We start from the raw sequence: 24690 nt of genomic DNA, 5'->3' as shown, positions 1-24690 counted from the left end.
GAGGGGCAAACCTCGGCTTTACACATTCCTTACATTCAAATTTCCTGATGATGATCTTCACGCTTATCTGCGTTCATCTTCGTCAGATAGCGCGTAATCTGACACCATTAATTTGACACCTTCTGTAAGGATATCACCATGACTTCTTCCCGTATGCCAGCCCTGTTTTTAGGTCACGGTAGCCCTATGAACGTTCTGGAAGACAACGTCTATACCCGTGCCTGGCGTCGTCTGGGCGAGACGCTGCCGCGTCCGAAAGCGATCGTGGTGGTGTCAGCGCACTGGTTCACCCGCGGCACGGGCGTGACCGCCATGGAAGCGCCGAAAACTATTCATGATTTTGGCGGCTTCCCCCAGGCGCTGTACGACACGCACTATCCTGCTCCCGGCTCGCCTGAGCTGGCTCAGAGGCTGGTGGAGCTGCTGGCTCCCGTGCCGGTTGCGCTCGATAAAGAAGCCTGGGGTTTTGACCATGGCTCGTGGGGCGTGCTGATTAAGATGTATCCTGATGCGGATATCCCGATGGTGCAGCTCAGCATCGACAGCACTAAGCCAGCCGCCTGGCATCTGGAGATGGGCCGCAAGCTGGCGACGCTGCGTGATGAAGGCATTATGCTGATTGCCAGCGGCAACGTGGTGCACAACCTGCGTACCGCACGCTGGCACGGTGAGAACACGCCGTACCCGTGGGCAACCTCTTTTAACGACTACGTTAAGGCAAACCTGACCTGGCAAGGCCCGGTTGAAGCGCATCCGCTGGTTAATTACCTGGATCACGAAGGCGGTTCGCTCTCTAACCCAACGCCGGAACACTTCCTGCCGCTGCTGTACGTGCTTGGCGCGTGGAATGGTCAGGAACCGGTTACGATCCCGGTCGATGGTATCGAGATGGGGAGTCTGAGTATGCTGTCGGTGCAGATTGGGTAAAAACATGCCGGGTGGCGGCTTTGCCTTACCCGGCCTACGTGTCGCGTGTAGGCCCGGTAAGCGTAGTGTATGACCGGATACATAGGTGACAGATCAGACCGGGAACATAGGTAACACTTTTAGTCTATCCGGATCACACTCTGGGTTCTTCGGTCGTAGTACGCAAGCGTTATTCCGTTAAAGATGATGGCCTCAAGGCCATCATCCTGTTCTTCCAGCATGATGTACTCATCAGTAAGCGCTTCACTCAGGAATACCGTCCCCTTTTTCCCCATATAGAGTGTACCCCTCGATTTTACCCTGTAGACTGCACATCCTTCCGGATAAGCATATTCAGGCACACGGCCATCCCAGCGTCGGTCCGAGGGCTGCCATACCGTTCCGGGTGTTGCACCCGCCAGTGCTTCATGCGGCCTTTCGTGGTTAAATTCTTCCCGGTAATCAGTGAACCACCGCTGCTGTTCTTCCATCGTCATGAAGGTGTTGCCCTGTTTCACCGCACTTTTCAGGGAACGGTGCATCCGCTCATGGCGTCCATTTTCTTCCGGATGACCCTTTCTGTACGCTCCGGCCTGATACCCAGCTTGATTAGCCAGACGGCAAGACGACTTAATCCGGCTATCCCTGTTCCCGCGAAGGGCTGACCATTATCGGTTCTGAGCACTTCCGGCAGACCGTATTCCAGGAACGCCTCTGTCAGGCACTCTCTGACGAAGGGTTCACTCTCCCGGTGTGTTCCCCGGCAGCTCAGCAGATACCGGCTGTGATTGTCGGTTAGCGTGAAGGGATGGCAGTACTCTCTGCTCAGCAGCCTGAACTTGCCTTTAAAATCAGCGCTCCAGACCTGATTGTTCTCGCTGATGACGGTCAGAGGCTGGCGATTACCCGGGGTCCTGCGTTTTCGCTTTTTATCCGGAACCAGGCCTTCACGCTTGAGGATATCGCCGATAGTGCTGGCAGCAGGAACGGTAAAATCGACGTGATGATTAAGCAGCCACATCCGCAGTTTTTTCGGGCCCCAGTCAGGGTGTTTTTGACGCAGGGCAGTGAGGTGACCGACGACATCATCAGGAACCGTCCGGGAACGGGAGCGTGGGGCGCGCGACCGGTCAGAGAGAGATGAGAGGTCAGAAGGGTCAAAACGTTGAAGCCATTTATAGCCGGTTTTACGGCTGATGCCAAAAAGGCGGCAAAGCGCGGAGAAGGAGTCCGTACCTGCATGGCAGGCACGGATAAAATCAAGACGTTGCATAGGTCAGGTCTCAGTCCAGGGCATAGTGAGTCTCCTCTTCTATGCCAGTTATAACTGTTACCCATGTATCCGGTCTAAAGTGTTACCCATGTTGCCGGTTCATACCTAGCGCCACCGGGCAAGTCTTACTCCACAAAAATATGCGGATAGAACCGTGACAGATCCTGCGTGATCAGCGCGCGATCTTCGCGAATGCCGATCCCGGCCGGCTGGTCGTTGATGAGCCAGCTGCCAATCAGCGTATAGCTGTCGCCAAACTTCGGCAGCTGCCAGAACGCCTGGACGATCATCCCTTCTTCGCCGTACGGCCCTTCGACCGCTTCCAGCGTCTTACCGTTTTCGATAATCGACACGTTGGCGCCTTCGCGGGAGAAGATCGGCTTAACGACGTATTTCTCCATTTGCGGATAATCGTCTTCCGCAAAGTAGGCGGGCAGCAGGTTCGGATGATTCGGGAACATCTCCCAGAGCATCGGCAGCAGGGCTTTATTGGAGATGATGCTCTTCCAGGCCGGCTCCAGCCAGCGTACGCCAGCGTCTTCCAGCTTGGTGGAGAACATTTCGCGCAGCATGTATTCCCACGGATAGAGCTTGAACAGGTTGCTGATGACCTGATCCTGCATATCCGTAAACTGGCCTTTTTCACCCAGGCCGATGTCCTCGATATAGAGAAACTCGGTCGCCACTTCCGCTTCGGCGGCGCAGTCCTGGAGATACTGAACCGTGCCGCGGTCTTCTTCCGTATCGCGGCAGCAGGCGAGATGCAGCAGGTTAAAGCCAAACTGTTCGCGCAGCTCGGCGAAGCGCTCGATCAGCTTTTCCTGCAGGCTGTTGAACTGGTCGCTGCCTTCCGGCAGGTTTCCGGCATTGGCCTGGTCTTCCAGCCAAATCCACTGGAAGAACGCCGCTTCGTACAGCGAGGTTGGCGTATCGGCGTTGTTTTCCAGAAGCTTCGGGTCACCTTTGCCGTCCCACGCCAGATCCAGGCGAGAGTAAAGCGAAGGCTGATTCGTTTTCCACGACTGACGGACAAAGCTCCAGGTGTGCTTTGGAATGCGGAATTTGGCCATCAGCTCGTCGCTGTCGATGACTTTCTCCACCACTTTCAGGCACATCTGGTGCAGCTCGGCCGTCACCTCTTCCAGTTTTTCAACCTGGGCGAGCGTGAGCTTGTAGTAGGCATCTTCACACCAGTACGGTTCGCCGTACATGGTGTGGAAGTTAAAACCGTACTCGGTGGCTTTTTCGCGCCAGTCCGGACGCTCGGTGATACTGACTCGTTCCATGATCAGCCGCCCATTGAGCGAGTAGAGGAGGTGCCTGATGCACTACGCTGCATGCTGGTCTGTTTCGCCACGGACTCACCAAACCCGCCGCGGGTGATGGTGCTGGTCGTCGCAGGCTTGGGCGCCATCGCCGTTTTCGGCACGGTCACGGTACGGCCTGGCGTCGCTGCGCCGTAGCCTTTACCGCTGGCATCGGTGTATTGACCGTAAGCCGGGCTGGCCGGGTTTTTCGAACTAAACAGCGGCTGCTGCTGGTAGCCTGCGCCGCCGCCCATCAGACGGCCCATCATGTAGCCGGCCATCAGCGGCATCCAGAAGCTGCCGCTGGACTGTGCCTGCGCCTGATTTTCAGGCGCGGTGCCGGCCTGCGCCGGTGCCTGCTGGCACTGACCTTCGCCAAACTCCGCTACGCAGTCTTCGCGCGAGGCATACTTCGGCGCGGTGCGTTCCGCTTCTTTCAGCGCGCTCGTGTAGGCCGTTTTACATTCGGCCGCTTTACCGGTGGCGGCAGAGCAGTCGTCCGCGTTTTGATACAGGGAAACCGTTTCGTCGTTTTTCTCACAGCCTGCCAGCATAAAGACGGCGGTAACCGCCAGCGCGACAGGGGTGAGGTGACGCGCATTCCAGCTTTTGCGGAACGACGCGTGATTAATCGTTTTTGTCCGTTTCATATTTGTCTTCCAGGACCCAGTGGTAATAACGCTCAGGATAGAGGATGAGTGGTTGAAAATGAAGCGAAGAGGGGCGGAATCAGGGGGATCTTTACGTTGGCTTACGTTCGGATGTGATTCAGATGCTCCCTCTCCCTGTGGGAGAGGGCCGGGGTGAGGGCATCAAGCCGCAGTGGGCCTGATGACGCTCTTAGTTACGGAACGGATTGTTGCCTTTGCTGGCAGGCGCGGTGGTGCGCGCGGCGGCAGGCTGTGCCGCAGGGGCGCTGCCGTTAGCGTTGAAGTTATCAACCGCGGCAACCTGCTGCGGGTTCTCCGGCGCAACGCTGTCCGGAGAGGTGGAGACCGGTTTGCCCAGCGCGCTGTTCAGCATCTGCAGATCCTGCTCGTTCAGCGTACCCAGAGCCTGCTTAATGTTCAGCTGGTTAATCAGGTACTGGTAGCGCGCGCTGGAGAGCAGCTGCTTCGCGTTGTACAGCGTGGTGGTGGCGTCGAGCACGTCAACAATCGTACGCGTACCGACCGAGTAACCCGCTTCCATCGCGTCCAGAGAGCTCTGTGCAGACACAACGGCCTGTTTATAGGCGTTGATGCTGCTGATAGAGGCGTTCACGTTGTTGAAGGAAGAACGTACGGTCTGCACCACGTTGCGGTGGGCGCTTTCCAGCTGCTCGCTCGCGCCAACAAAGTTGTACTGCGCCTGTTTCACCTGAGAGTTGACCTGGCCGCCCTGATACAGCGGCAGGGAGAAGCTCAGGCCCACTTTGTTCTGGCCTAAGTTGCTGTCGTCATACTGGGACGTATTGGTTTTAGAGCCGCTATAGGTGGTATCAGAGACGCCGGTAGACGCGCTCAGGCTCAGGGTTGGCAGGTGGCCGTCCTGCGCCTGGCGAATTTGCTCGCGTGCCAGATCCTGGCTCAGACGCGCCTGCAGCAAGCTCAGGTTGCGGTTTTCCGCCTCTTTCAGCAGGGCGTTAACGGCCTGCGGCTTATCCGTTTTGAAGCTGTCGACGTTCAGGGACGCCAGCTCAGGGTAATAGTTGCCGGTGACCTGACGCAGCGATTCTAAGGCGTTGTCCAGGTTGTTACGCGCGGTCACTTCGTTGGCCAGCACGGTGTCGTACTGTGAACGGGCGTTCTGCACGTCGGTGATCGCCACCAGGCCCACGTTGAAGCGCTGGGTGGTTTGATCTAACTGACGGTAAATCGCCTGTTTCTGCGCTTCGGTGTAGGAGAGCGCGTCGATGGCGCTCAGCACGTTAAAGTACGCGGTGGCCGTGTTCAGGATCAGCGTCTGCTGATCGGTCTGATAGGTCACATCCTGGATACCCGCGCTCTTTTCCTGCAGGGTCAGGGCACGCCATTTGGACATATCAAACAGCGTCTGTGTTAATTGCAGTGAGGCGCTGGTAGCATTGGAGTTTACGCCGTTAGCGTCGCGGAAACCGTTGCTGTAGGTATAATCTGCACCTAAACCTAACTGCGGCAGCAGTGGGCTACGCGCTTCGTTAATCTTTTCAAACGCAGCATCACGATCGGCCGCTGATTTACGTAAATCAGGGTTGCCCAGACGTGCCTGCTGGTAGACCTGTAACAGGTTTTCCGCCTGGCTCATTGCGCTGAAGCCCGTCAGGCTCAGGCCGATAAGGATGGGGAGCAATTTCTTCATTTGCATTCCTTGTTGTGAAGCAGTATTAGCGCTGATCTAATTAAAAAAATAATTGCCGATTCTAACAGAATCATCCACACCAAAAGGTTGGCGTTACGTGCCATCTGGCGGTAATTTGCACCAATCTACCATATAGCCTTACAAACGGCAGCCAAACAGCCTTGAAATTCACAATTTCATCACCATTGCTACCAGGACTCGACTCATGCAAAAACCAGAAAAGTTGCCCGTGACATTCGCCAAAAACGATGTAGAAATTATTGCACGAGAAACGCTTTATAGCGGTTTTTTTTCAATGGATCTTTACCGTTTCAGGCATCGCCTGTTTAACGGGGAAATGAGCGGCGAAATCAGACGCGAAATTTTTGAGCGCGGGCATGCTGCAGTCTTGCTACCCTTTGACCCAGTGCGTGATGAAGTTGTGCTGGTGGAGCAGATTCGCATCGCCGCGTACGACGTCAGCGAGAGCCCGTGGCTGCTGGAGATGGTGGCCGGGATGATCGAAGAAGGCGAGACGGTTGAAGACGTCGCCCGGCGCGAGGCGCTTGAAGAGGCGGGGCTGGTGGTCGGTCGCACCAAACCGGTGTTGAGCTATCTGGCAAGCCCGGGAGGCACCAGCGAACGCTTATCCATTATGGTGGGCGAAGTGGACGCCACGACCGCAGAAGGCATTCACGGTCTGGCTGATGAAAACGAAGATATTCGGGTTCATGTGGTAAGCCGGGAACAGGCTTACCAGTGGGTAGAAGAGGGGAAAATCGACAACGCAGCGTCTGTCATCGCCCTGCAATGGCTGCAGCTGCATTATCAGACATTACGAAACGAGTGGAAAAAATGAAGCGCTATACGCCTGACTTCCCAGAAATGATGCGCCTGTGCGAAACCAATTTCGCACAGTTGCGCCGCCTGCTGCCGAGAAACGACGCACCCGGCGAAACGGTAAGCTATCAGGTGAGCAACGCGCAGTATCGATTAACGATAACAGAATCAACGCGCTACACTACGCTGGTCGAAATTGAACAAACGGCGCCCAGCATTAGCTACTGGAGCCTGCCGTCAATGACGGTGCGTCTCTATCATGACGCGATGGTCGCTGAAGTGTGTTCGAGCCAGCAGATCTTTCGCTTCAAGGCGCGGTATGATTACCCGAATAAAAAGTTGCATCAACGCGACGAAAAGCATCAAATTAACCAGTTTTTAGCCGACTGGCTAAGATATTGTTTAGCACATGGAGCAATGGCGATTCCGGTTTGTTAGCGTCATAAACCTACCTAAGGACACCATTTGGAAAGCCTGTTGAACCTGACTGTTGCTGGTGGGGCGCCAGTCAGGATATTACAAATCACCGATACCCACCTTTTTGCCGAAAAGCATGAAACGCTGCTGGGGGTCAATACCTGGGAGAGTTATCAGGCGGTACTGAGCGCCATTCACGCTGAACATCGTGCATGCGATCTGATTGTCGCAACCGGCGATCTGGCGCAGGATCAATCTTCCGCGGCCTACCAGCATTTTGCTGAAGGCATCGCGAGCTTTAGCGCGCCTTGCGTCTGGCTGCCGGGCAACCACGATTTCCAGCCCGCGATGTACGGCTCTCTGCAGGATGCGGGGATTTCTCCGGCGAAATGTGTTTTTGCGGGTGAGCAGTGGCAGATCCTGCTGCTGGACAGCCAGGTGTTTGGCGTTCCGCACGGTGAGTTAAGCGAGTTTCAGCTCGACTGGCTGGAGACCAAACTGGCTGCTGAACCTGAACGTCACACGCTGCTGTTGCTTCATCATCATCCTCTGCCGGCGGGCTGCAGCTGGCTCGATCAGCACAGCCTGCGCAACTCCGCGGCGCTGGATCGCGTGCTGGCGAAGTTCCCGCGGGTGAAAAACCTGCTGTGTGGGCATATCCATCAGGAACAGGATCTCGACTGGAACGGGCGCCGCATGCTGGCGACGCCGTCAACCTGCGTGCAGTTTAAGCCGCACTGCGCCAACTTTACGCTGGACACCATCGCGCCAGGCTGGCGCTGGCTGGAACTGCATGCCGACGGCACGCTGACCACGGAGGTCTGCCGTTTGACCGGTGCACAGTTCCGCCCGGACACCGCTTCAGAAGGCTATTGATGTCTACGCTCCTTTATCTGCACGGATTCAACAGCTCGCCGCGCTCCGCAAAAGCGACACAGTTTCGCCAGTGGCTGAGCGAGCATCACCCCGACGTCGAGATGATTATCCCGCAGCTGCCGCCGTACCCGGCGGAGGCCGCGGAAATGCTGGAATCTATCGTGCTTGCGCACGGCGGCGAAACGTTCGGCGTGGTCGGTTCATCGCTGGGCGGGTACTACGCCACCTGGCTCTCGCAATGCTTCATGCTGCCCGCCGTGGTGGTGAATCCGGCGGTACGGCCATTTGAGCTGCTGCGGGACTTTCTTGGCGAAAACGAGAACCCCTACACCGGCCAGCAATATGTGCTAGAGTCACGCCATATTTACGATCTCAAAGTTATGCAGGTCGACCCGCTTGAGGCGCCGGATCTCATCTGGCTGCTGCAGCAGACGGGTGATGAAGTGCTGGATTACCGCCAGGCAGTGGCGTATTACGCCTCCTGCCGCCAGACTATAGAAGAGGGCGGAAACCATGCTTTCACGGGCTTTGAGAATCATTTCACCCAGATTGTCGATTTTCTTGGACTGCACAGCCACTGACAATCAATGCGAATTGCTAGTTTAAATCATGACGCAAACCTATAACGCTGATGCCATTGAGGTCCTCACCGGGCTTGAGCCGGTTCGCCGCCGCCCGGGGATGTACACCGATACGACGCGCCCAAACCATCTGGGCCAGGAAGTTATTGATAACAGTGTGGACGAAGCGCTGGCGGGACACGCCAAACGCGTCGACGTTATCCTGCACGCCGATCAGTCGCTGGAAGTTATCGACGACGGGCGCGGCATGCCGGTGGATATCCACCCGGAAGAGGGCGTCCCGGCCGTTGAGCTGATCCTCTGTCGTCTGCACGCGGGCGGTAAGTTCTCCAACAAGAACTACCAGTTCTCCGGAGGCCTGCACGGCGTGGGCATTTCCGTGGTGAATGCCCTGTCCAAACGCGTGGAGGTGAACGTCCGTCGCGACGGTCAGATCTATAACATCGCGTTTGAAAACGGCGAGAAGGTGCAGGATCTGCAGGTTGTCGGCACGTGCGGCAAACGCAACACCGGCACCAGCGTCCACTTCTGGCCTGACGAGAGCTTCTTCGACAGCCCGCGTTTTTCCGTTTCTCGTCTGACGCACCTGCTGAAAGCGAAAGCGGTGCTGTGTCCGGGCGTGGAAATCACCTTTAAAGACCACGTTAATAACACTGAACAAAGCTGGTGCTACGCCGATGGTCTGAACGACTACCTGTGCGAAGCGGTCAACGGCCTGCCGACGCTGCCGGAAAAACCGTTCGTGGGTAACTTTAGCGGCGACACCGAAGCGGTTGACTGGGCGCTGCTGTGGCTGCCGGAAGGCGGCGAGCTGCTGACGGAAAGCTACGTTAACCTGATCCCCACCATGCTCGGCGGTACTCACGTCAACGGCCTGCGCCAGGGGCTGCTGGATGCGATGCGCGAGTTCTGCGAATACCGCAACATTCTGCCGCGCGGCGTGAAGCTGTCGGCGGAAGATATCTGGGACCGCTGCGCCTACGTGCTCTCCGTGAAGATGCAGGACCCGCAGTTTGCCGGCCAGACCAAAGAGCGCCTGTCGTCACGCCAGTGCGCGGCGTTCGTCTCCGGCGTGGTGAAAGATGCGTTTACGCTGTGGCTGAACCAGAACGTTCAGGCGGCGGAGATGCTGGCTGAAATGGCGATCTCCAGCGCCCAGCGACGTCTGCGTGCCGCCAAGAAAGTGGTGCGTAAAAAGCTGACCAGCGGCCCCGCGCTGCCGGGCAAGCTGGCGGACTGCACCGCGCAGGATCTCAACCGTACCGAGCTGTTCCTCGTGGAAGGGGACTCGGCGGGCGGATCGGCCAAGCAGGCGCGCGATCGTGAATATCAGGCGATCATGCCGCTTAAGGGTAAGATCCTGAACACCTGGGAAGTCTCTTCAGATGAAGTGCTGGCTTCGCAGGAAGTGCATGATATTTCCGTAGCGATCGGTATCGATCCGGACAGCGACGATCTGAGCCAGCTGCGCTACGGCAAGATCTGTATCCTCGCGGATGCGGACTCCGACGGTCTGCACATCGCCACGCTGCTGTGCGCGCTGTTTGTGAAGCACTTCCGCACGCTGGTGAAAAACGGTCACGTCCACGTGGCGCTGCCGCCGCTGTACCGTATCGACCTCGGCAAAGAGGTTTACTACGCGCTGACCGAAGAAGAGAAAGCGGGCGTGCTGGAGCAGCTGAAGCGTAAGAAGGGCAAGCCTAACGTGCAGCGCTTTAAAGGGCTGGGCGAGATGAACCCGATGCAGCTGCGCGAAACGACGCTGGATCCGAATACCCGCCGTCTGGTGCAGCTGACCATCAGCGACGAAGATGAACAGCAGACCAACGCCATGATGGATATGCTCCTTGCCAAGAAACGTTCGGAAGACCGACGTAACTGGCTGCAGGAGAAGGGCGATATGGCGGATATTGAGGCCTGATGCTGAAAAAGCCCTGCGATGCAGGGCTTTTTTTTGCCCGGTGGCGCTGCGCTTACCGGGCCTACGATCGATCCCCTCGCCCCTATGGGGATAGGGTTAGGGTGAGGGGAACACCCCGCACTGAGATCAAAACTCCATCTTCACCGTAAACTGCACTTCGCGTGGGTCGCCGATCTGGTTGCCCAGGTTGTTGGTCGCAATGGACGACGTGTAGTAGGTCTTGTCAAACAGGTTCTTCACGTTGACCTGCAGCGTTACCGGATACTGCAGCTTCATCTTGTACGCCGCAAACGCATCCGCCACGAAATAGCCCGGCAGATAATAATCCGCACCGTTGGTTGCTGAGCGACGGCTCACGCCGTGCCCGCCGCCGCCCAGCGTCAGGGTATTCCCGGCAAACGCATTATGAATATCGTAGGTGAGGAACAGCGAGCCGGTATGGCGCGGCACGTTCGGCAGCGGTTTGCCCGCGTAGTCCGGGTCTTCCAGCACCTTCGCGTCGGTATAGCCGTAGCTGGCGATGATGTTGGTGTTCTCGGTCAACGATCCGGCAAGATCGACCTCCACGCCCTGAGAGCGCACGCGGCCCGCGGTTTTAGCGACGGTTTCATCGCCTACGCTCTCCGTGTACAGCACGTTGCGCTTGTGGATATCAAACAGCGCGATGTTGGCGGTAATGCCGTCGAACAGGTCAAACTTAGCGCCGATTTCATACGCGTTCGACGTTTCCGGCGGCAGGTCGCCGATGTAGCTCGCAATGGACGACTGCGGCATAAACGTCTGGGAGTAGTTGGCAAACAGCGAGACCGCCGGGGTGAGCTTATAGACCAGCCCCAGCTTCGGCGTCCACTGGTCGTCGCGGCTGTCGGTGTTCACGTTAAACGGACGGCCTTTCCCCGCGTACTGGGTGTAATACTGATAGCGCAGCCCGGCGACGGCGATCCACTTATCGGTCAGGTACAGCGCGTCCTGCGCGTAGGCGGAGTAGCTCTCCTGCTTGATGGTTTGATCGCTGTCGGATGGCGAGACGGTAGTGCACTTGCCGAGGCTGCCGTAGCTCGGGTTGTAAATATTGAAGTCCTTCACGTTCTTGCAGCGGATCATGTCCGTGCGCAGCAGATCGTAATTCTCATACGACACGCCGGTCAGGATCTCATTGTAAAAGCCCGCGATGTCCACGTTCCCCTGCAGATCCGCTCGCGTCGAGTGCATGCGCTGGGTCGACCCCTGGGTGGCATCCACGCGGCGGGTCAGGTTGCCGGTTTTTGAGTCATAGGCCATCACGCGGGCCTGATTATCGCTGTACTTGTCCTGGCTGTAGCTGTAGTCGAACTTCGCGGTCCACTGGCTGTTAAGGCGGTATTCCGCGTTAAGCTGGGCGAGATCGGACTGCCCGTCGGTGATGTTAAACGGCTCGTCAAAGCGGGTTTTGCGATCCACGTTCACCGGCTGTTTGGTGTTGAGGTCGAAGATCGTGCCGCGATCGAACGGCGTTTTATAGTCGCGATGCGAATAGAGCACGGTCACGGTGGCATCGTCGCCAAACCAGGTGAGCGACGGGGCAATAAAGGTGCTGCGCTCGTTGCCAAAATTACGCCAGTAATCCTCGTCCTGATACTCGCCCGTGAGGCGATAAGCCAGGCGCGTGCCGTCAATCGGGCCGGTGACGTCAACCTGTCCGGTGCCGCCGCCAAAGCTGGAGGAGGTGGCGGAAATCGAGCCGCCGAAGGTCTTATCCGGACGTTTGGTGACGACGTTAATCAGGCCGCCCGGGTCTAAAATGCCGTACAGCGTTGAGGCCGGGCCTTTCAGCACCTCCACGCGCTCGGTGGCAGCGTTAAAGCTCCGCGGCAGGACGGTGCGCAGACCGTTGGTCATGATCGAGCCGTCGCGGTTCGCGCCAAACCCGCGGCGCACGAAGGCATCCTGCGTGCCGCCCAGGGTGTTGGTCTGCACTACGTTGCTAACGTTATAGAGCGCTTCATCCAGCGTAGTGGCGTGCTGATCCTCCAGCACTTTATCGCTGACGGTATTCACCACCTGCGGGATATCCAGCATCGGCATGGTGGTCAGCGTCGCGGTGGAGGTATTCAACGGCTGATAGCCGTTGGTGGCCTCCACCGTCGTATTTGGATTGGCGGTGACGGTAAGCGTTTCGCCGTCCTTAGCCGCATTGGCGTCTGCTGCCTGCGCCAGCGGCGCCATGAACAGCAGTGAAAAGAGCGCGCGCCCTTTTACCCCAGAGAGTGAAGGTGTGAACGTAGCCATTACATCTGTTATCCCGAAATATCCCGCGAATGACGTTTCGCAGAAAAATGTGTGAGTCATTGCCCTTAATGGTCTGCTCGTTAGCCAGAACCGGCATCGAACATGTAATTGAGAATCATTCAATCATGTGCGAATGTAGTAGTAAATGGAAAAAAGAAAAAATCGGCTACAGGATTAAGCCGTGAATATAAGCGCAACGGCATGATGTTTAACTTATTAAAAATAATGAATTTTTAAGCGTTCCTTTGTCCCTCTTCCTTCTGGCTTATCCCTGGTTTTTTCAGGGTGTTTCTTCTCTTGACTACTACATGGCGGGGCGTCAAACTCTCAAAAGAGAATGATTTTTATTTATATTTATTGCTGTTTTTTATTACGTTGGCGTTCACGTGGCTCACAACACTCAAAAACCGGGACTGGTTCTGGAGAACCTCTCTGCGGGCTATCAAAAAAAAATCATCGTTGATGATATCTCTCTGGCCATCCCTCAGCAGAAAATGACGGTGCTGGTAGGGGCGAACGGCTGCGGCAAATCCACGCTGTTGAGCACTATCGCGCGCTTGCTCCAGCCGCTGGGGGGAGCCGCGCTGCTTGATGGCAAAGTCATTCATGCGCAGCCGACCAAAGCGGTCGCCCGTCATCTTGGCATTCTCCCGCAGTCTCCGCTGCTGCCGGAAGGGTTAACCGTTTTTGAACTGGTCTCGCGCGGGCGTTTTCCCTGGCAAAATTTCATGCGCCAGTGGAGCGACGAGGACGAGCGGGCGGTGGAAGAGGCGCTGCGCCTCACCGGCACGGCGGAGTTTGCCCATATGCCGGTGGAGAGCCTGTCCGGCGGCCAGCGTCAGCGCTGCTGGATCGCCATGGCGCTGGCGCAGCAGACGCCCTATATCCTGCTGGATGAACCGACAACCTTCCTCGATCTCCGCTACCAGGTGGAGATCCTGGAACTGCTGCATACCCTGACCCGCCAGCACGGGCGTACCGTCGTGGTGGTGCTGCATGACCTTAACTTCGCCGTGAACTACGGCGATTCGCTGGTCTTTTTACGTCAGGGGAAAGTGGAAGGCGTCTTGCATGAGGGCGACGTCTGCACGCCTGAGTTGATTAAAGCGGTATTTGATGTCGACGTGCATATGTCCATTAACCCGTTGACCGGCAAGCCGTTCTTTATGCCGTTTCGCCAGAGTACCCTTCAGCCATGATGCGCTCCTCTCTGGCCTTCCTGCTCTTCGCCTTGCTGCTGGCACTGGGTGCGATTCTGCATCTTGGGATCGGCGCACGCTTTATCGCCCCGCAGACGGTGGTAGAGGCACTCTTTCATTTCGACCCGCGCAATTTCGACCATAACGTCATTATCAAACTCAGATTGCTGCGCCTCTGCGCCGCGACGGTAACCGGCGCCGCGCTCGGCGTCGCGGGCGTCCTGCTGCAGTCCGTGATTCGCAACCCGCTCGGCGAGCCGCATATTCTGGGGCTCAACGCCGGGGCGGCGCTGGCGGTGGTACTGACGAGCGCGCTTGGGCTGTCGCTGCCGTATGGCCGCCCGCTCGTTGCCGCCGCCGGTGCCGCCGCGCTGTTTCTGCTGGTGCTGACGTTCTCCTCGTCCGGCCGCACCGGGCTTACGCCGATGAAGATCACCCTGTACGGCGTGGCGATGTCGGCGTTTGCCTCGTCGATTACCGCCGCGGTATTAATCCTTGATGAGCAGACGCTGCTCGCCATGCGCACCTGGCTGGCGGGGGATCTGGCCGGGGTCAGCGTGCAGACGCTTCAGGGGGCGCTTTGGTCTGCAGCCGCCGGGTTTGTTCTCGCTGTCGGGCTGTCGCCCTCGCTCAACATGCTGGCGCTGGGAGACCGAATGGCGCAGGGGCTCGGCGTGTCGCTGCTGAAAACCCGCCTGCTCGCCCTGCTGGCCATCGCGCTGCTCTGCGGTGCGGCCGTCTCAATCGCCGGGCCGATTGGCTTTATCGGCCTGGTCGTGCCGCAGCTTATTCGCCGTCTGGCGTCGGTCGATTTACGCGTGATGGTGCCGCTGTCCGCCCTGTGCGGCGCGCTGATTCTGCTGCTGGCGGATATCGCCGCCCGCACGCTGTTTACGCCCTGGGAGCTGGCAACCGGCATCATGACGGCCCTGGTCGGTGCCCCCGTGTTCATCCTGATGGCCGCGAGGATGTTCAAATGAACCGGGCCGGGCTGCGTGCGTTACGCGTGGGTGCCTGCTCGACGCTGGTTCGTCCAAAAGCGCTGGCGTGTCTGGCCGTGCTGATGCTGGCGGCCTGCGTGCTGACCGTTTTTGGCCTGACGCACGGCTCATTACCCATTCCCGCCTCCGCCATCGGGCGCGCGCTTTTTTCGCCTGAAAGTCTGACGGCGGAGACGCGCTACATCGTGATGGATATCCGCCTGCCGCGCCTGCTGATGGCGTTGCTGTGCGGCGCGATGCTCGGCATGGCGGGAGCGGCAATGCAGTCAATCACACGCAATGGCCTGGCCGATCCGGGGCTAATCGGCGTGAAGGAGGGCTGCAGCGCGGCGGTACTGCTGCTGATTTTTCAGTTTCCGGCGCTGGGCCTGGCCTGGCGACCGCTGGTCGGCATGGCCGGCGGGCTGCTCACCGCGCTGCTGGTGATTGCCCTGGCGCGCGACATCTCGCGCCCGCGGTTCATCCTGATCGGCATCGGCGTGTCCTGGGCCTTCGCTGCGGCAATGGGCGTTTTTATGACCACCGCCGACGTGCGCGACGTGCAGACGGCGATGCTGTGGCTGGCGGGAAGCCTGCACGCGGCTAGCTGGACGCTGGTGGGCCTGGCCGCGCTCTGGGCCGCCCCCGCGTTTGCGCTGCTGATCTTTACCGCCCGGGCTGCGGACGTGGCGCTGCTCGGCAACCACGCCGCGGCGGGCCTCGGCGTGCGCACAACCCGGCTGGCGCTGCTGCGGGTTCTCGCCCCGGTGGTGCTGACGGCGGCCTGCGTCTCCTGCGTGGGCAGCATTGGCTTCGTGGGGCTGATTGCCCCGCACATGGCGCGCCTGCTGCTGCGCGGCGGGCAAACCGCGCTCCTGACGGGAAGCGCCGTGCTGGGCGCGCTGCTGGTGCTGCTGGCGGATAACGTCGGACGCCTGGCATTCCTCCCGCTGCAGCTGCCGGCGGGGATTGTGATTTCACTGATTGGCGGACCGTTTTTCCTGCTGCTGCTCTGGCAGCGTCGGGACAGATTTTAGGGGACTATGATGCGCGTACTGTTTTCGATGCTGTTGCTGGTGGGCTTTGCGGCGAGCGCGGCGGAGCCGACCCGGACGTTTACCGACGATCTTAACCGCAAGGTGGCGGTGCCGGAGCACCCGAAGCGGATCGTCTCGTTACACGATCTGGATATCACCATTCCGCTGATTGAGCTTGGCGTGCCGCCGGTGGCGAGCCATGGCCGCACGAGGCCGGACGGCAGCCACTTTCTGCGCTCCAGCGGCATGCTGACCGGCGTCGACTTTGATAATTCCGACATCAAATTTATCGGCACGGCGGATATCGACATAGAGGCCATCGCCGCCGCGAAGCCTGACCTGATTATCACCGAGCCGACGCGCAACACCCCGGTGGAACAGCTGGCGAAAATTGCCCCGACGGTGAGCATCGATCATCTCGACGGCGGCGCGCCGGAGATCTACCGCAAGCTGGCGCAGCTCACGGGCACGCAGGCAAGGCTAAAAATCCTGGAGCGCCGCTATCAGGAGCAGATCAAGGCGCTGAAGGCGACCCTCGACACGCGCAAAATTTCCGTGTCGGTGATTCAGGCCAATCAGGGGAAAATCAACGCCATGCACAGCTACCACTCGCTGGGCCGCGTCCTGCGCGACGCCGGATTCAAATTCCCGCCGCTGATTGAGTCCATTCCGGAGGGCGGACGGATTGACGTCAGCGCCGAGCGCCTGCCGGAGCTGGACGCCGATTTCGTCTTCGCCACCTGGCGCGGGGATACGGGCGGTAAACCGCAGGACGAGCTGGCGGCGATGGATGCGGTCATGCCGGGCTGGTGCCAGTTCCTGAACGCCTGCCGCACCGGGCATTACGTGCTGATCTCGCGTGAAGAGGCGATCTCGAATTCGTTCGCGTCTTTAGGGCTGATGGCCGCGCAGGTGCAGTCGCAGATTGCCGGGCGTCCGCTGCCGGAGGCATCACGGTGAGTCGAAAAGTCGACGTCTTTGGCGACCGCCTCCGCTCGCGAGCGCACCAGCTGACGCCGCGGGTGCTGCAGGTGGCGCGCTACATCAACGAGAATCGTGAAGCGGTAATGGAGCAGACGGCGATGGAGATCGCGACGTTGCTGAAAACCTCGGATGCCACCGTCGTTCGCGCCATTCAGGCGCTGGGCTTCGCCGGGCTGCGCGACCTCAAGCAGACGCTGGAGCAGTGGTTTGGTCCGGTGGTCACCTCCAGTGAAAAGATCTCCACTACGGTGAACACGCTCGCCAGCGACGTGAACGCGAGCATTGATTTTGTGCTGGAGGGACATCAGCACACCTGCGAGGTGTTATCCGAGCCCCACAACCGCTTCGCGATGGCGCAGGCGGTCTCGCTGCTGGCGCAGGCGAGGCAGGTCGCCATCTTTGGCATTGGCGCCTCCGGCATTCTGGCCGAGTACACCGCCAGGCTGTTCAGCCGCATGGGGTTACCCGCCACGCCGCTTAACCGGACCGGAATCGGGCTTGCCGAGCAGCTGATTGCGCTTCAGCGCGGCGACGTGCTGGTGATGATGGCGCAGAAATCCGCGCATCGGGAAGGGCAAACCACGCTCCGTGAAGCAAAACGTCTGGGGATCCCCACCATCCTGCTGACCAATGCCCTCGATTCGCGCTTCAGCAAGGAGGCCAGCGTGGTCATCCACGTTCCGCGCGGCGGCGAAAAGGGCAAAATCCCGCTCCACGGCACGGTGCTGCTGTGTCTGGAGATGATTATTTTATCCGTCGCCTCCACCGAGCCGCAGCGCACCATCAAGTCGATGAAGCGCATCAACGAGCTACATCGCGGGTTAAAGCCGGGGAAGAAGAGCAGCTAAAACAAAGCCCGGTGGCGCGAGCGCTTACCGGGCCTGGATTTGTTCTCCCTCTCCCTTCGGGAGAGGGCTGGGGTGAGGGGAAACTTACGCCCCTTGCTCCAGAATACGGATGTGGGTTTCCAGCACGTCACCTTTCACCGCGTCGCTCCACGCTTTCATGTGCGCGGTCTGCAGGTGCGCTTCAAGATGCGCGACGGTTTCCCACTGCTCAACCATGATGATCGAGTCCGGTGCGGTCGCCTGGAAGCTGGCGTCAGTGGCGGCATCCACCATCGGCGCGTAGCCGTGGCAGCCTTCTTCTTTCAGTACGGTCGGGATAATTTTCGCGAACTGATCCAGCACCGCCTGACGGTGATGTTGACCTGGACGAGTACGGATTTCTGCGATTACGGTAAGCATGTTGACTACTCCTTTAATTCCAGGCTACCAGTTAAGCAAAAATTTCCGCGAGATGCTTGCGATATTCTGCGATATAGCGCGGGACGTCAGGCATTTTAATCACGTCGTTGACGATAAAGGTCGGCAGCGGATCCATGCCCAGGAACTGATTCGCCTTGTGGAACGGCAGGTAGGCGCCGTCCACGCCCACGCCTTCGAAGAACTGGTCTTTCGCGGTGAAGGCTTCCAGCGGGGCGTTCCAGGTCAGGGAGAGCATATATTTTTTACCCTGGATCAGGCCGCCGGAACCGTATTTTTTGGAGGCGTCAGAACGGGTACGACCGTCGCTGGCATAGAGCGAACCGTGACCTTCGGTGAACACGTCGTCCATGTATTTTTTCACGGTCCACGGCGCGCCCATCCACCAGCCCGGCATCTGCCAAATCACCACGTCGGCCCACAGGAAGTTCTGCACTTCGGCCTTCACGTCATACTCGCTGTCCGCACGCACGACCTTAACATCATGCCCGGCGTCGCGCAGGAAACCGTCCGCGACCTCGGTCAGGGTGTCATTCAGCTGGCCTTTAGAGTGCGCAAATTCTTTTGCACCGTTGATAATCAGAATGTTGCTCATTATTTGTCCTCGATGATGAGAGTATGGCGGGTATTCTACGCGCGAGGACGGAGCGGAAAAATGAGCAAAATGTGCAAAGTCTTTTGCGCTAGAAGCAATAATCCCTCACCAGCTGACCTTCACTTCAAAACCGCCTTCAGGGGCATTGCCCAGCGCGACGTGCATCCCGTGCAGGGCGGCGATGCGCTTCACAATGGATAACCCCAGCCCGCTGCCTGTGGCATCCTGGCCCGGCGGACGGTAAAAGCGCTCGCCGATGCGCGCCAGCGCGTCGGACGAAATGCCCGGGCCGTTGTCGCGCACGGTAAAGCGATGCGCGTCCAGCGTCACGTCCACCACGCTGCCGCGCGGGCTGTAGCGAATCGCGTTATCCAGCAGGTTGCGCACCAGCAGGCTCAGGAGCAGCTGCTGTCCCGTGCGCGTCACCCCGGGCGCGTTGAGGTTCAGACGCATATCAATGCCCGCCTGCTGCGCCGGAGGGTAGATATCCATTACCGCGGACTGGAGCAAATCGGCCATCGCGATCTGTTCCACACCGTCGAGGCTATCGAGCGAGTCCAGACGCGACAGGGTGAGGAGCTGGTCCACCAGACGGGAAGCGCGGTCAATCCCCGCGTGCAGCTGCATCAGCGCCTTTTCCCGCGCCTGCGGATCGTCCTGCGAGAGCTGCGCCACGTCGGTTTGCACCTTCAGGGCCGCCAGCGGGCTGCGCAGCTCGTGGGCGGCATCAGAGGTGAAGCGGCGCTCGCGGGTCATCATCTCCTGGGTACGCGCGAAGAGATGATTCAGCGCGTCGAGCAGGGGGCGCACTTCCGTGGGGACGCCCTCAAGGGGCAGCGCATCCGTGGCGTCCGGCGAGCGGGAGCGCAGGGTCTGCGCCAGCTTTTTCAGCGGCTTCAGCTCCCGGCTCAACAGCAGGATCAGCAACAGCAGCATGACGGGCAGCGCCACCAGCCACGGCGTGAGCTGCGAGCTGACCACGTCCAGCGCCATGTCCTGGCGGTACTCCCACTCCTGGCCGACCACTACGCGGTATTTCCCGTCTGGCGAGGTCAGCCATAAAAAGCGCCATTCGTCGTTATCATCCTGAAGCCGTCCGTCGTCAAAGCCGTCACGGCGATAGTGATACGGGATATCGCGGCCGTTTTCCCCGTCGTTCAGGAGCATCCTGCCGTCGACGGCGTAAATGGCGAAAGCCAGCGCGTCATCATCCAGACGACCGTGCTTCACTTTTTTGGGGATCTCACGCATGCGTTCGGGGGCGCGGATCTCGTTAAGATCCATCGTCAGCAGCCGTTTAGCAAACAGCATCTGCTGGGTATCGAACAGCTTATCGAGCTTGTGGGTCGTTTGCTGCCAGGCCACCAGGCTGGCGGCAAACCAGGCCGTCAGCGAGAGCAGCAGGAAGAGAAGCGTCAGGCGCAGCTTCAGGCTCAGTTTCATGCATCCCCCAGCGTATAGCCGATGCCGTGCACGGTGCGGATAAACTCGCTGCCGAGCTTGCGGCGCAGGTGATGAACGTGGACTTCTACCGCGTTGCTGGAGACGTCGTCGTCCCAGGTATAGAGTTTTTCCTCGATCAGCTTGCGCGGCAGCACCCGGCCCGCGTTGCGCATCAACAGCTCCAGCAGGGCGAACTCTTTCGGCTTGAGCGTCAGCGGCTCGCCGTCCAGCGTGGCGATGAGACGGGTCGGATCGAGCGTCACCTTCCCGTGGCGCAGCTCGCTGCGCGCCTGGCCGTGGCTGCGGCGGACCAGCGCTTCGAGGCGGGCACCCACTTCGATCAGCGCGAACGGCTTACAGAGATAATCATCCGCGCCGAGACGCAGCCCCTCGACGCGCTGGCTAAGCGCATCCCGCGCCGTCAGAATCAGTACCGGCTCGCTGCGCCCGCTCTCGCGCCAGGCGCGCAGGATCTCCAGCCCGTCAATTTCCGGCAGCGTCAGATCCAGCACCACGGCATCATAGGGCGCAGACGAAAGCGCAGCCTGACCGGTTTTGCCGTCGGTAAACCAGTCCACGCTAAAGCCCATTTTGCCTAAACCCGCCTTGATGCCGTCGCCGATTAACCTGTCGTCTTCTACCAGTAAAATGCGCATATTCCCTCCTTGATGCCGCCAGTAAACCTCCTGCGCCCGTGCGCTGTACAGAAAAAATAAATAAATTTTCCCCTTAAGAAGTTGTTAAGGATTACCCTGTTAAATGGACCGCGAAACCACATTAAAGGGAGAGATTAAGATGAAAAAATTCGCTGCACTTGCTGCCATCATGATGATGACCACTGCCCCTGTTTTTGCCGCGCAGGGCGGATTTAACGGCCCGTCCGCAACCGCGACCCAGACGCAAACCCAGCAGGGCGGTTTTGTGGATAACAACGCCAACCTGACGACGGCGGCAAAAGTAAAGGATCTGAAGGACGATGCCTGGGTGAAGCTGCGCGGGAATATCACCGAGCGCCTGTCCGATGACCGCTACACCTTCCGCGATGAAACCGGCACGGTGGTGGTTGAGATTGACCACAAGCGCTGGAACGGCGTGACCGTTAGCCCGCAGGATAAGGTCGAACTCCAGGGTAAAGTCGATAAAGACTGGAACGAGTTTGAAATCGACGTGAAGCAGGTCATCAAGCTGAACAAATAACCCGAAAAGGGCCGCCTGTGCGGCCCTTTTCTTTGTGACTCAATTCGTCAGATGAGGTAGTATCTGCGGCAATATTGCCTGGAACCCTTCGGTTTCTGAGTTGAGGAATCACACGTAATGAGCGATATGGCAGAGCGCCTCGCGCTACATGAATTCACGGAAAACGCCTACCTGAACTACTCCATGTACGTCATCATGGACAGGGCGTTGCCGTTTATCGGAGATGGCCTGAAGCCCGTTCAGCGCCGCATCGTCTATGCGATGTCCGAGCTGGGGCTGAACGCCACCGCCAAGTTCAAGAAATCCGCCCGTACCGTCGGTGACGTGCTGGGTAAATACCATCCGCACGGCAACAGCGCCTGTTATGAAGCGATGGTGCTGATGGCGCAGCCGTTCTCTTACCGCTATCCGCTGGTGGACGGGCAGGGGAACTGGGGCGCGCCGGACGATCCTAAATCCTTCGCGGCGATGCGTTATACCGAATCCCGCCTGTCTAAATATGCCGAAGTGCTGCTGGGCGAGCTGGGTCAGGGAACCGTTGACTGGGTGCCAAACTTCGACGGTACGCTGCAGGAGCCGAAGATGCTGCCTGCGCGTCTGCCGAACATCCTGCTGAACGGCACCACCGGGATCGCGGTCGGTATGGCGACGGACATTCCGCCGCACAACCTGCGTGAAGTGGCGAAAGCCGCCATCACCCTGATTGAGCAGCCGAAAACCTCGCTGGACGAGCTGCTGGATATCGTGCAGGGGCCGGACTACCCGACCGAAGCCGAGATCATCACCTCGCGCGCGGAAATCCGCAAAATCTACCAGAACGGCCGTGGCTCCGTGCGCATGCGCGCGGTGTGGAATAAAGAGGACGGCGCCGTGGTCATCACCGCGCTGCCGCACCAGGTTTCCGGTGCCAAAGTGCTGGAGCAGATCGCCGCCCAGATGCGCAATAAAAAGCTGCCGATGGTGGACGACCTGCGCGACGAATCCGACCACGAGAACCCGACCCGTCTGGTGATTGTGCCGCGATCCAACCGCGTGGACATGGAGCAGGTGATGAACCACCTGTTCGCCACCACCGATCTGGAAAAAAGCTACCGCATCAACCTGAACATGATCGGCCTCGACGGACGCCCGGCGGTGAAAAACCTGCTGGAGATCCTCACCGAATGGCTGACGTTCCGCCGCGATACGGTCCGCCGTCGTCTGAACCATCGTCTCGAGAAAGTGCTTAAGCGCCTGCATATCCTTGAAGGTTTGCTGGTGGCGTTCCTCAATATCGACGAGGTGATTGAGATCATCCGTACCGAGGACGAGCCGAAGCCCGCCCTGATGTCGCGTTTTGGCATCAGCGAAACCCAGTCCGAAGCGATCCTCGAGCTGAAGCTGCGCCATCTCGCCAAGCTGGAAGAGATGAAGATCCGCGGCGAGCAGAACGAGCTGGAAAAAGAGCGCGATCAGCTGCAGGCGATCCTCGCGTCCGAGCGCAAGATGAACACCCTGCTGAAGAAAGAGCTGCAGGCCGATGCCGACGCGTTTGGCGACGACCGTCGTTCTCCGCTGCACGAGCGTGAAGAAGCGAAGGCGATGAACGAGCACGACATGCAGCCGTCCGAGCCGGTGACCATTGTCCTGTCGCAGAGCGGCTGGGTGCGCAGCGCCAAAGGCCACGATATCGACGCGCCGGGGCTCAGCTACAAGGCGGGCGACAGCTTCAAAGCGGCGGTGAAAGGCAAGAGCAACCAGCCGGTGGCGTTCATTGACTCCACCGGCCGCAGCTACGCCATTGACCCGATCACGCTGCCTTCCGCGCGCGGGCAGGGCGAACCGCTCACCGGCAAACTAACGCTGCCGCCGGGCGCGACGGTCGACCATATGCTGATGGAAGCCGATGACCAGAAGCTGCTGCTGGCGTCCGATGCGGGCTACGGGTTTATCTGTACCTTTAACGATCTGGTTTCCCGTAACCGTGCGGGTAAGGCGCTGATTAGCCTGCCGGACAACGCCCGCGTGATGGCACCGCTGGTGATTGAGAACGAAAGCGACATGCTGCTGGCGATCACCACCGCCGGTCGTATGCTGATGTTCCCGGTCAGCGATCTGCCGGAGCTGTCGAAAGGCAAGGGCAACAAGATCGTCAACATCCCGTCGGCGGAGGCCGCGAAAGGCGAAGATAGCCTGGCGCACCTCTTCCTCCTCCCGCCGCAGAGCACGCTGACCATTCACGTCGGCAAGCGCAAAATCAAGCTTCGTCCGGAAGAGCTGCAGAAGGTGGTGGGCGAGCGCGGTCGTCGCGGCTCGCTGATGCGCGGCCTGCAGCGCATCGACCGCGTGGAGATTGACTCTCCTGCACGCGGCGCGGCGGGTGACAGCGAAGAGTAATGTCGTGTTATCCCCCTCTGTCCGGAGGGGGAATTTCAAGAAAATTTCCCGTAAAATCGTTGTTAATTCGTGCGTTGCGATTAACAATACGCGCTCGTAATAAAGTCCTTACCTGGCCACAGGTGAAGTATAATTGTCAGCTGTTGGGGCTTCAGAGGTCGCTATGCTATATATTGTTCGTCTTATTCTTACCGTTATCTACTGTATTCTGGTCTGTATTTTCGGCTCTATTTATTGCCTTTTCAGCCCGCGCAATCCGAAGCATGTCGCCACCTTTGGCCATATGTTCGGGCGTCTTGCGCCGCTGTTTGGCCTGAAGGTTGAAAAACGTCTGCCGGAAGGGGCGGAGAATTTCGGTAACGCCATCTATATCGCCAACCATCAGAATAACTACGATATGGTCACGGCCTCCAATATCGTGCTGCCACCGACCGTGACGGTGGGCAAAAAAAGCCTGCTGTGGATCCCGTTTTTTGGCCAGCTGTACTGGCTGACCGGTAACCTGCTGATCGACCGTAACAACCGTGCAAAAGCGCACAGCACCATTGCGGAAGTGGTGAACCATTTTAAAAAGCGCAAAATCTCCATCTGGATGTTCCCGGAAGGAACGCGCAGCCGCGGTCGCGGCCTGCTGCCGTTTAAAACCGGTGCATTTCATGCCGCAATTGCGGCTGGTGTTCCAATTATTCCTGTGTGCGTTTCGAATACTTCGAATAAGATTAATCTTAACCGCCTGAATAACGGGCTGGTGATTGTCGAAATGCTGCCGCCCGTTGATACCAGCAAATACGGTAAAGATCAGGTGCGCGAGCTGGCAGCGCATTGCCGCGATCTGATGGCTGAGCATATTGCGCTGCTCGATAAAGAAGTCGCAGAGAGAGAAGCCGCCGGTAAAATTTAACCCGGCGTTGAAGGGAAAACGAATTC

At 58.8% G+C, this 24690-nt stretch carries 24 protein-coding genes; 14 read left to right on the top strand and 10 right to left on the bottom strand.

Features of this window, described 5'->3' with window-relative positions; all coding sequences use genetic code 11:
* The first annotated feature begins 138 nt into the window (after positions 1 to 138).
* Complete coding sequence (gene ygiD, locus FY206_RS21000; protein WP_032642083.1) at positions 139 to 927, top strand: 4,5-DOPA-extradiol-dioxygenase; 789 nt, start codon at positions 139 to 141, stop codon at positions 925 to 927.
* A gap of 119 nt (positions 928 to 1046) precedes the next feature.
* Here ygiD and FY206_RS25675 read toward each other — a convergent pair whose 3' ends face one another.
* The 5 genes from FY206_RS25675 to tolC all read right to left on the bottom strand — a co-directional run bounded on the left by FY206_RS25675 (position 1047) and on the right by tolC (position 5805).
* Positions 1047 to 1448, bottom strand: a complete 402-nt coding sequence (locus FY206_RS25675) for an integrase core domain-containing protein (protein WP_050488820.1) — start codon at positions 1446 to 1448, stop codon at positions 1047 to 1049.
* Entirely contained in the window at positions 1433 to 2179 is a 747-nt protein-coding gene (locus FY206_RS25670) for a helix-turn-helix domain-containing protein (protein ID WP_080283015.1), read from the bottom strand. The genes FY206_RS25675 and FY206_RS25670 overlap by 16 nt, the downstream gene beginning before the upstream one ends.
* Positions 2180 to 2304: 125 nt before the next feature.
* The gene (locus FY206_RS20985) at positions 2305 to 3465 is read right to left on the bottom strand and encodes a glutathionylspermidine synthase family protein (RefSeq protein ID WP_032642080.1); all 1161 of its coding nucleotides are present in this window, start codon (positions 3463 to 3465) and stop codon (positions 2305 to 2307) included.
* A gap of 2 nt (positions 3466 to 3467) precedes the next feature.
* Positions 3468 to 4136 (bottom strand): DUF1190 family protein, encoded by a 669-nt coding sequence (locus FY206_RS20980; protein ID WP_032642078.1) that lies wholly within the window; start codon positions 4134 to 4136, stop codon positions 3468 to 3470.
* 190 nt (positions 4137 to 4326) lie between these two features.
* Positions 4327 to 5805, bottom strand: coding sequence for an outer membrane channel protein TolC (gene tolC, locus FY206_RS20975; protein WP_032642076.1), 1479 nt, complete (start codon positions 5803 to 5805; stop codon positions 4327 to 4329).
* 205 nt (positions 5806 to 6010) lie between these two features.
* Between tolC and nudF the strand changes: the two genes are divergently transcribed.
* From nudF to parE, 5 genes are read left to right on the top strand one after another with little or no spacing between them, the layout of a single operon-like run.
* The gene (gene nudF, locus FY206_RS20970) at positions 6011 to 6643 is read left to right on the top strand and encodes an ADP-ribose diphosphatase (RefSeq protein WP_008502974.1); all 633 of its coding nucleotides are present in this window, start codon (positions 6011 to 6013) and stop codon (positions 6641 to 6643) included.
* Complete coding sequence (locus FY206_RS20965) at positions 6640 to 7062, top strand: DUF1249 family protein (protein ID WP_003862516.1); 423 nt, start codon at positions 6640 to 6642, stop codon at positions 7060 to 7062. The genes nudF and FY206_RS20965 overlap by 4 nt, the downstream gene beginning before the upstream one ends.
* Positions 7063 to 7089: 27 nt before the next feature.
* Complete coding sequence (gene cpdA, locus FY206_RS20960; protein WP_032642074.1) at positions 7090 to 7917, top strand: 3',5'-cyclic-AMP phosphodiesterase; 828 nt, start codon at positions 7090 to 7092, stop codon at positions 7915 to 7917.
* Positions 7917 to 8498, top strand: coding sequence for an esterase YqiA (gene yqiA / locus FY206_RS20955; protein ID WP_008502976.1), 582 nt, complete (start codon positions 7917 to 7919; stop codon positions 8496 to 8498). The genes cpdA and yqiA overlap by 1 nt, the downstream gene beginning before the upstream one ends.
* A gap of 28 nt (positions 8499 to 8526) precedes the next feature.
* Complete coding sequence (gene parE, locus FY206_RS20950) at positions 8527 to 10419, top strand: DNA topoisomerase IV subunit B (protein ID WP_032642071.1); 1893 nt, start codon at positions 8527 to 8529, stop codon at positions 10417 to 10419.
* A gap of 126 nt (positions 10420 to 10545) precedes the next feature.
* On the opposite strand, the gene FY206_RS20945 is transcribed toward parE, so the two are convergent.
* The gene (locus FY206_RS20945) at positions 10546 to 12687 is read right to left on the bottom strand and encodes a TonB-dependent siderophore receptor (RefSeq protein WP_032642069.1); all 2142 of its coding nucleotides are present in this window, start codon (positions 12685 to 12687) and stop codon (positions 10546 to 10548) included.
* Between the two features lie 386 nt (positions 12688 to 13073).
* On the opposite strand from FY206_RS20945, the gene FY206_RS20940 reads away from it, so the two are divergent.
* The 5 genes from FY206_RS20940 to FY206_RS20920 are packed head-to-tail and all read left to right on the top strand — an operon-like array spanning position 13074 to position 17735.
* Complete coding sequence (locus FY206_RS20940) at positions 13074 to 13886, top strand: ABC transporter ATP-binding protein (RefSeq protein WP_032642067.1); 813 nt, start codon at positions 13074 to 13076, stop codon at positions 13884 to 13886.
* Positions 13883 to 14866, top strand: a complete 984-nt coding sequence (locus FY206_RS20935) for a FecCD family ABC transporter permease (protein WP_032642065.1) — start codon at positions 13883 to 13885, stop codon at positions 14864 to 14866. Before FY206_RS20940 ends, FY206_RS20935 begins: the two co-directional genes overlap by 4 nt.
* Positions 14863 to 15903, top strand: coding sequence for a FecCD family ABC transporter permease (locus FY206_RS20930; protein ID WP_032642064.1), 1041 nt, complete (start codon positions 14863 to 14865; stop codon positions 15901 to 15903). Before FY206_RS20935 ends, FY206_RS20930 begins: the two co-directional genes overlap by 4 nt.
* 9 nt (positions 15904 to 15912) lie before the next feature.
* Positions 15913 to 16863: an iron-siderophore ABC transporter substrate-binding protein gene (locus tag FY206_RS20925; RefSeq protein WP_032642697.1), complete on the top strand. Its 951-nt coding sequence runs from the start codon at positions 15913 to 15915 to the stop codon at positions 16861 to 16863.
* Positions 16860 to 17735: a MurR/RpiR family transcriptional regulator gene (locus tag FY206_RS20920; protein WP_077064482.1), complete on the top strand. Its 876-nt coding sequence runs from the start codon at positions 16860 to 16862 to the stop codon at positions 17733 to 17735. Before FY206_RS20925 ends, FY206_RS20920 begins: the two co-directional genes overlap by 4 nt.
* An 84-nt stretch (positions 17736 to 17819) precedes the next feature.
* Here the strand turns inward: FY206_RS20920 and FY206_RS20915 are convergent, their stop codons facing one another.
* From FY206_RS20915 to qseB, 4 genes are all read right to left on the bottom strand, one after another.
* Positions 17820 to 18134, bottom strand: coding sequence for a putative quinol monooxygenase (locus tag FY206_RS20915; protein ID WP_032642059.1), 315 nt, complete (start codon positions 18132 to 18134; stop codon positions 17820 to 17822).
* Positions 18135 to 18165: 31 nt separating this feature from the next.
* Entirely contained in the window at positions 18166 to 18747 is a 582-nt protein-coding gene (locus FY206_RS20910; RefSeq protein ID WP_032642056.1) for an NAD(P)H-dependent oxidoreductase, read from the bottom strand.
* A gap of 105 nt (positions 18748 to 18852) precedes the next feature.
* A complete protein-coding gene (gene qseC, locus FY206_RS20905) occupies positions 18853 to 20190 on the bottom strand; it encodes a quorum sensing histidine kinase QseC (protein WP_032642054.1) in 1338 nt (445 codons plus the stop codon).
* Positions 20187 to 20846 carry a quorum sensing response regulator transcription factor QseB gene (gene qseB, locus FY206_RS20900; RefSeq protein WP_032642053.1) on the bottom strand — a complete coding sequence of 220 codons (660 nt, stop codon included), beginning with the start codon at positions 20844 to 20846 and terminating at the stop codon, positions 20187 to 20189. The genes qseC and qseB overlap by 4 nt, the downstream gene beginning before the upstream one ends.
* A 139-nt stretch (positions 20847 to 20985) precedes the next feature.
* Here qseB and FY206_RS20895 point away from each other — a divergent pair, with 139 nt between their 5' ends.
* The 3 genes from FY206_RS20895 (at position 20986) to plsC (ending at position 24664) form a co-directional block, all read left to right on the top strand.
* The gene (locus FY206_RS20895) at positions 20986 to 21387 is read left to right on the top strand and encodes a YgiW/YdeI family stress tolerance OB fold protein (protein WP_029485199.1); all 402 of its coding nucleotides are present in this window, start codon (positions 20986 to 20988) and stop codon (positions 21385 to 21387) included.
* A 117-nt stretch (positions 21388 to 21504) separates the two neighbouring features.
* Positions 21505 to 23763, top strand: a complete 2259-nt coding sequence (gene parC / locus FY206_RS20890; protein ID WP_077064480.1) for a DNA topoisomerase IV subunit A — start codon at positions 21505 to 21507, stop codon at positions 23761 to 23763.
* 163 nt (positions 23764 to 23926) lie between these two features.
* On the top strand, positions 23927 to 24664 hold the full coding sequence (plsC, locus tag FY206_RS20885; protein WP_024906505.1) for a 1-acylglycerol-3-phosphate O-acyltransferase: 738 nt from the start codon (positions 23927 to 23929) through the stop codon (positions 24662 to 24664).
* The last annotated feature ends 26 nt before the right edge of the window (positions 24665 to 24690 follow it).

Source organism: Enterobacter chengduensis, from assembly GCF_001984825.2.
Lineage (GTDB): Bacteria > Pseudomonadota > Gammaproteobacteria > Enterobacterales > Enterobacteriaceae > Enterobacter > Enterobacter chengduensis.
Note: the sequence above shows the minus strand (reverse complement) of the source record. Positions and strands in the feature narration are given on the sequence as shown.

What these genes read in the sequence shown, in the direction of transcription:
- qseC (WP_032642054.1), bottom strand. Translation starts at nt 20,190, where the DNA reads ATGAAACTGAGCCTGAAGCTGCGCCTGACGCTTCTCTTCCTGCTGCTC.
- FY206_RS20965 (WP_003862516.1), top strand. Translation starts at nt 6,640, where the DNA reads ATGAAGCGCTATACGCCTGACTTCCCAGAAATGATGCGCCTGTGCGAA.
- parE (WP_032642071.1), top strand. Translation starts at nt 8,527, where the DNA reads ATGACGCAAACCTATAACGCTGATGCCATTGAGGTCCTCACCGGGCTT.
- FY206_RS20935 (WP_032642065.1), top strand. Translation starts at nt 13,883, where the DNA reads ATGATGCGCTCCTCTCTGGCCTTCCTGCTCTTCGCCTTGCTGCTGGCA.
- FY206_RS25675 (WP_050488820.1), bottom strand. Translation starts at nt 1,448, where the DNA reads ATGCACCGTTCCCTGAAAAGTGCGGTGAAACAGGGCAACACCTTCATG.
- FY206_RS20930 (WP_032642064.1), top strand. Translation starts at nt 14,863, where the DNA reads ATGAACCGGGCCGGGCTGCGTGCGTTACGCGTGGGTGCCTGCTCGACG.
- nudF (WP_008502974.1), top strand. Translation starts at nt 6,011, where the DNA reads ATGCAAAAACCAGAAAAGTTGCCCGTGACATTCGCCAAAAACGATGTA.
- ygiD (WP_032642083.1), top strand. Translation starts at nt 139, where the DNA reads ATGACTTCTTCCCGTATGCCAGCCCTGTTTTTAGGTCACGGTAGCCCT.
- FY206_RS20980 (WP_032642078.1), bottom strand. Translation starts at nt 4,136, where the DNA reads ATGAAACGGACAAAAACGATTAATCACGCGTCGTTCCGCAAAAGCTGG.
- FY206_RS25670 (WP_080283015.1), bottom strand. Translation starts at nt 2,179, where the DNA reads ATGCAACGTCTTGATTTTATCCGTGCCTGCCATGCAGGTACGGACTCC.
- FY206_RS20895 (WP_029485199.1), top strand. Translation starts at nt 20,986, where the DNA reads ATGAAAAAATTCGCTGCACTTGCTGCCATCATGATGATGACCACTGCC.
- FY206_RS20915 (WP_032642059.1), bottom strand. Translation starts at nt 18,134, where the DNA reads ATGCTTACCGTAATCGCAGAAATCCGTACTCGTCCAGGTCAACATCAC.
- FY206_RS20925 (WP_032642697.1), top strand. Translation starts at nt 15,913, where the DNA reads ATGCGCGTACTGTTTTCGATGCTGTTGCTGGTGGGCTTTGCGGCGAGC.
- qseB (WP_032642053.1), bottom strand. Translation starts at nt 20,846, where the DNA reads ATGCGCATTTTACTGGTAGAAGACGACAGGTTAATCGGCGACGGCATC.
- parC (WP_077064480.1), top strand. Translation starts at nt 21,505, where the DNA reads ATGAGCGATATGGCAGAGCGCCTCGCGCTACATGAATTCACGGAAAAC.
- plsC (WP_024906505.1), top strand. Translation starts at nt 23,927, where the DNA reads ATGCTATATATTGTTCGTCTTATTCTTACCGTTATCTACTGTATTCTG.
- yqiA (WP_008502976.1), top strand. Translation starts at nt 7,917, where the DNA reads ATGTCTACGCTCCTTTATCTGCACGGATTCAACAGCTCGCCGCGCTCC.
- FY206_RS20910 (WP_032642056.1), bottom strand. Translation starts at nt 18,747, where the DNA reads ATGAGCAACATTCTGATTATCAACGGTGCAAAAGAATTTGCGCACTCT.
- tolC (WP_032642076.1), bottom strand. Translation starts at nt 5,805, where the DNA reads ATGAAGAAATTGCTCCCCATCCTTATCGGCCTGAGCCTGACGGGCTTC.
- FY206_RS20985 (WP_032642080.1), bottom strand. Translation starts at nt 3,465, where the DNA reads ATGGAACGAGTCAGTATCACCGAGCGTCCGGACTGGCGCGAAAAAGCC.
- FY206_RS20945 (WP_032642069.1), bottom strand. Translation starts at nt 12,687, where the DNA reads ATGGCTACGTTCACACCTTCACTCTCTGGGGTAAAAGGGCGCGCGCTC.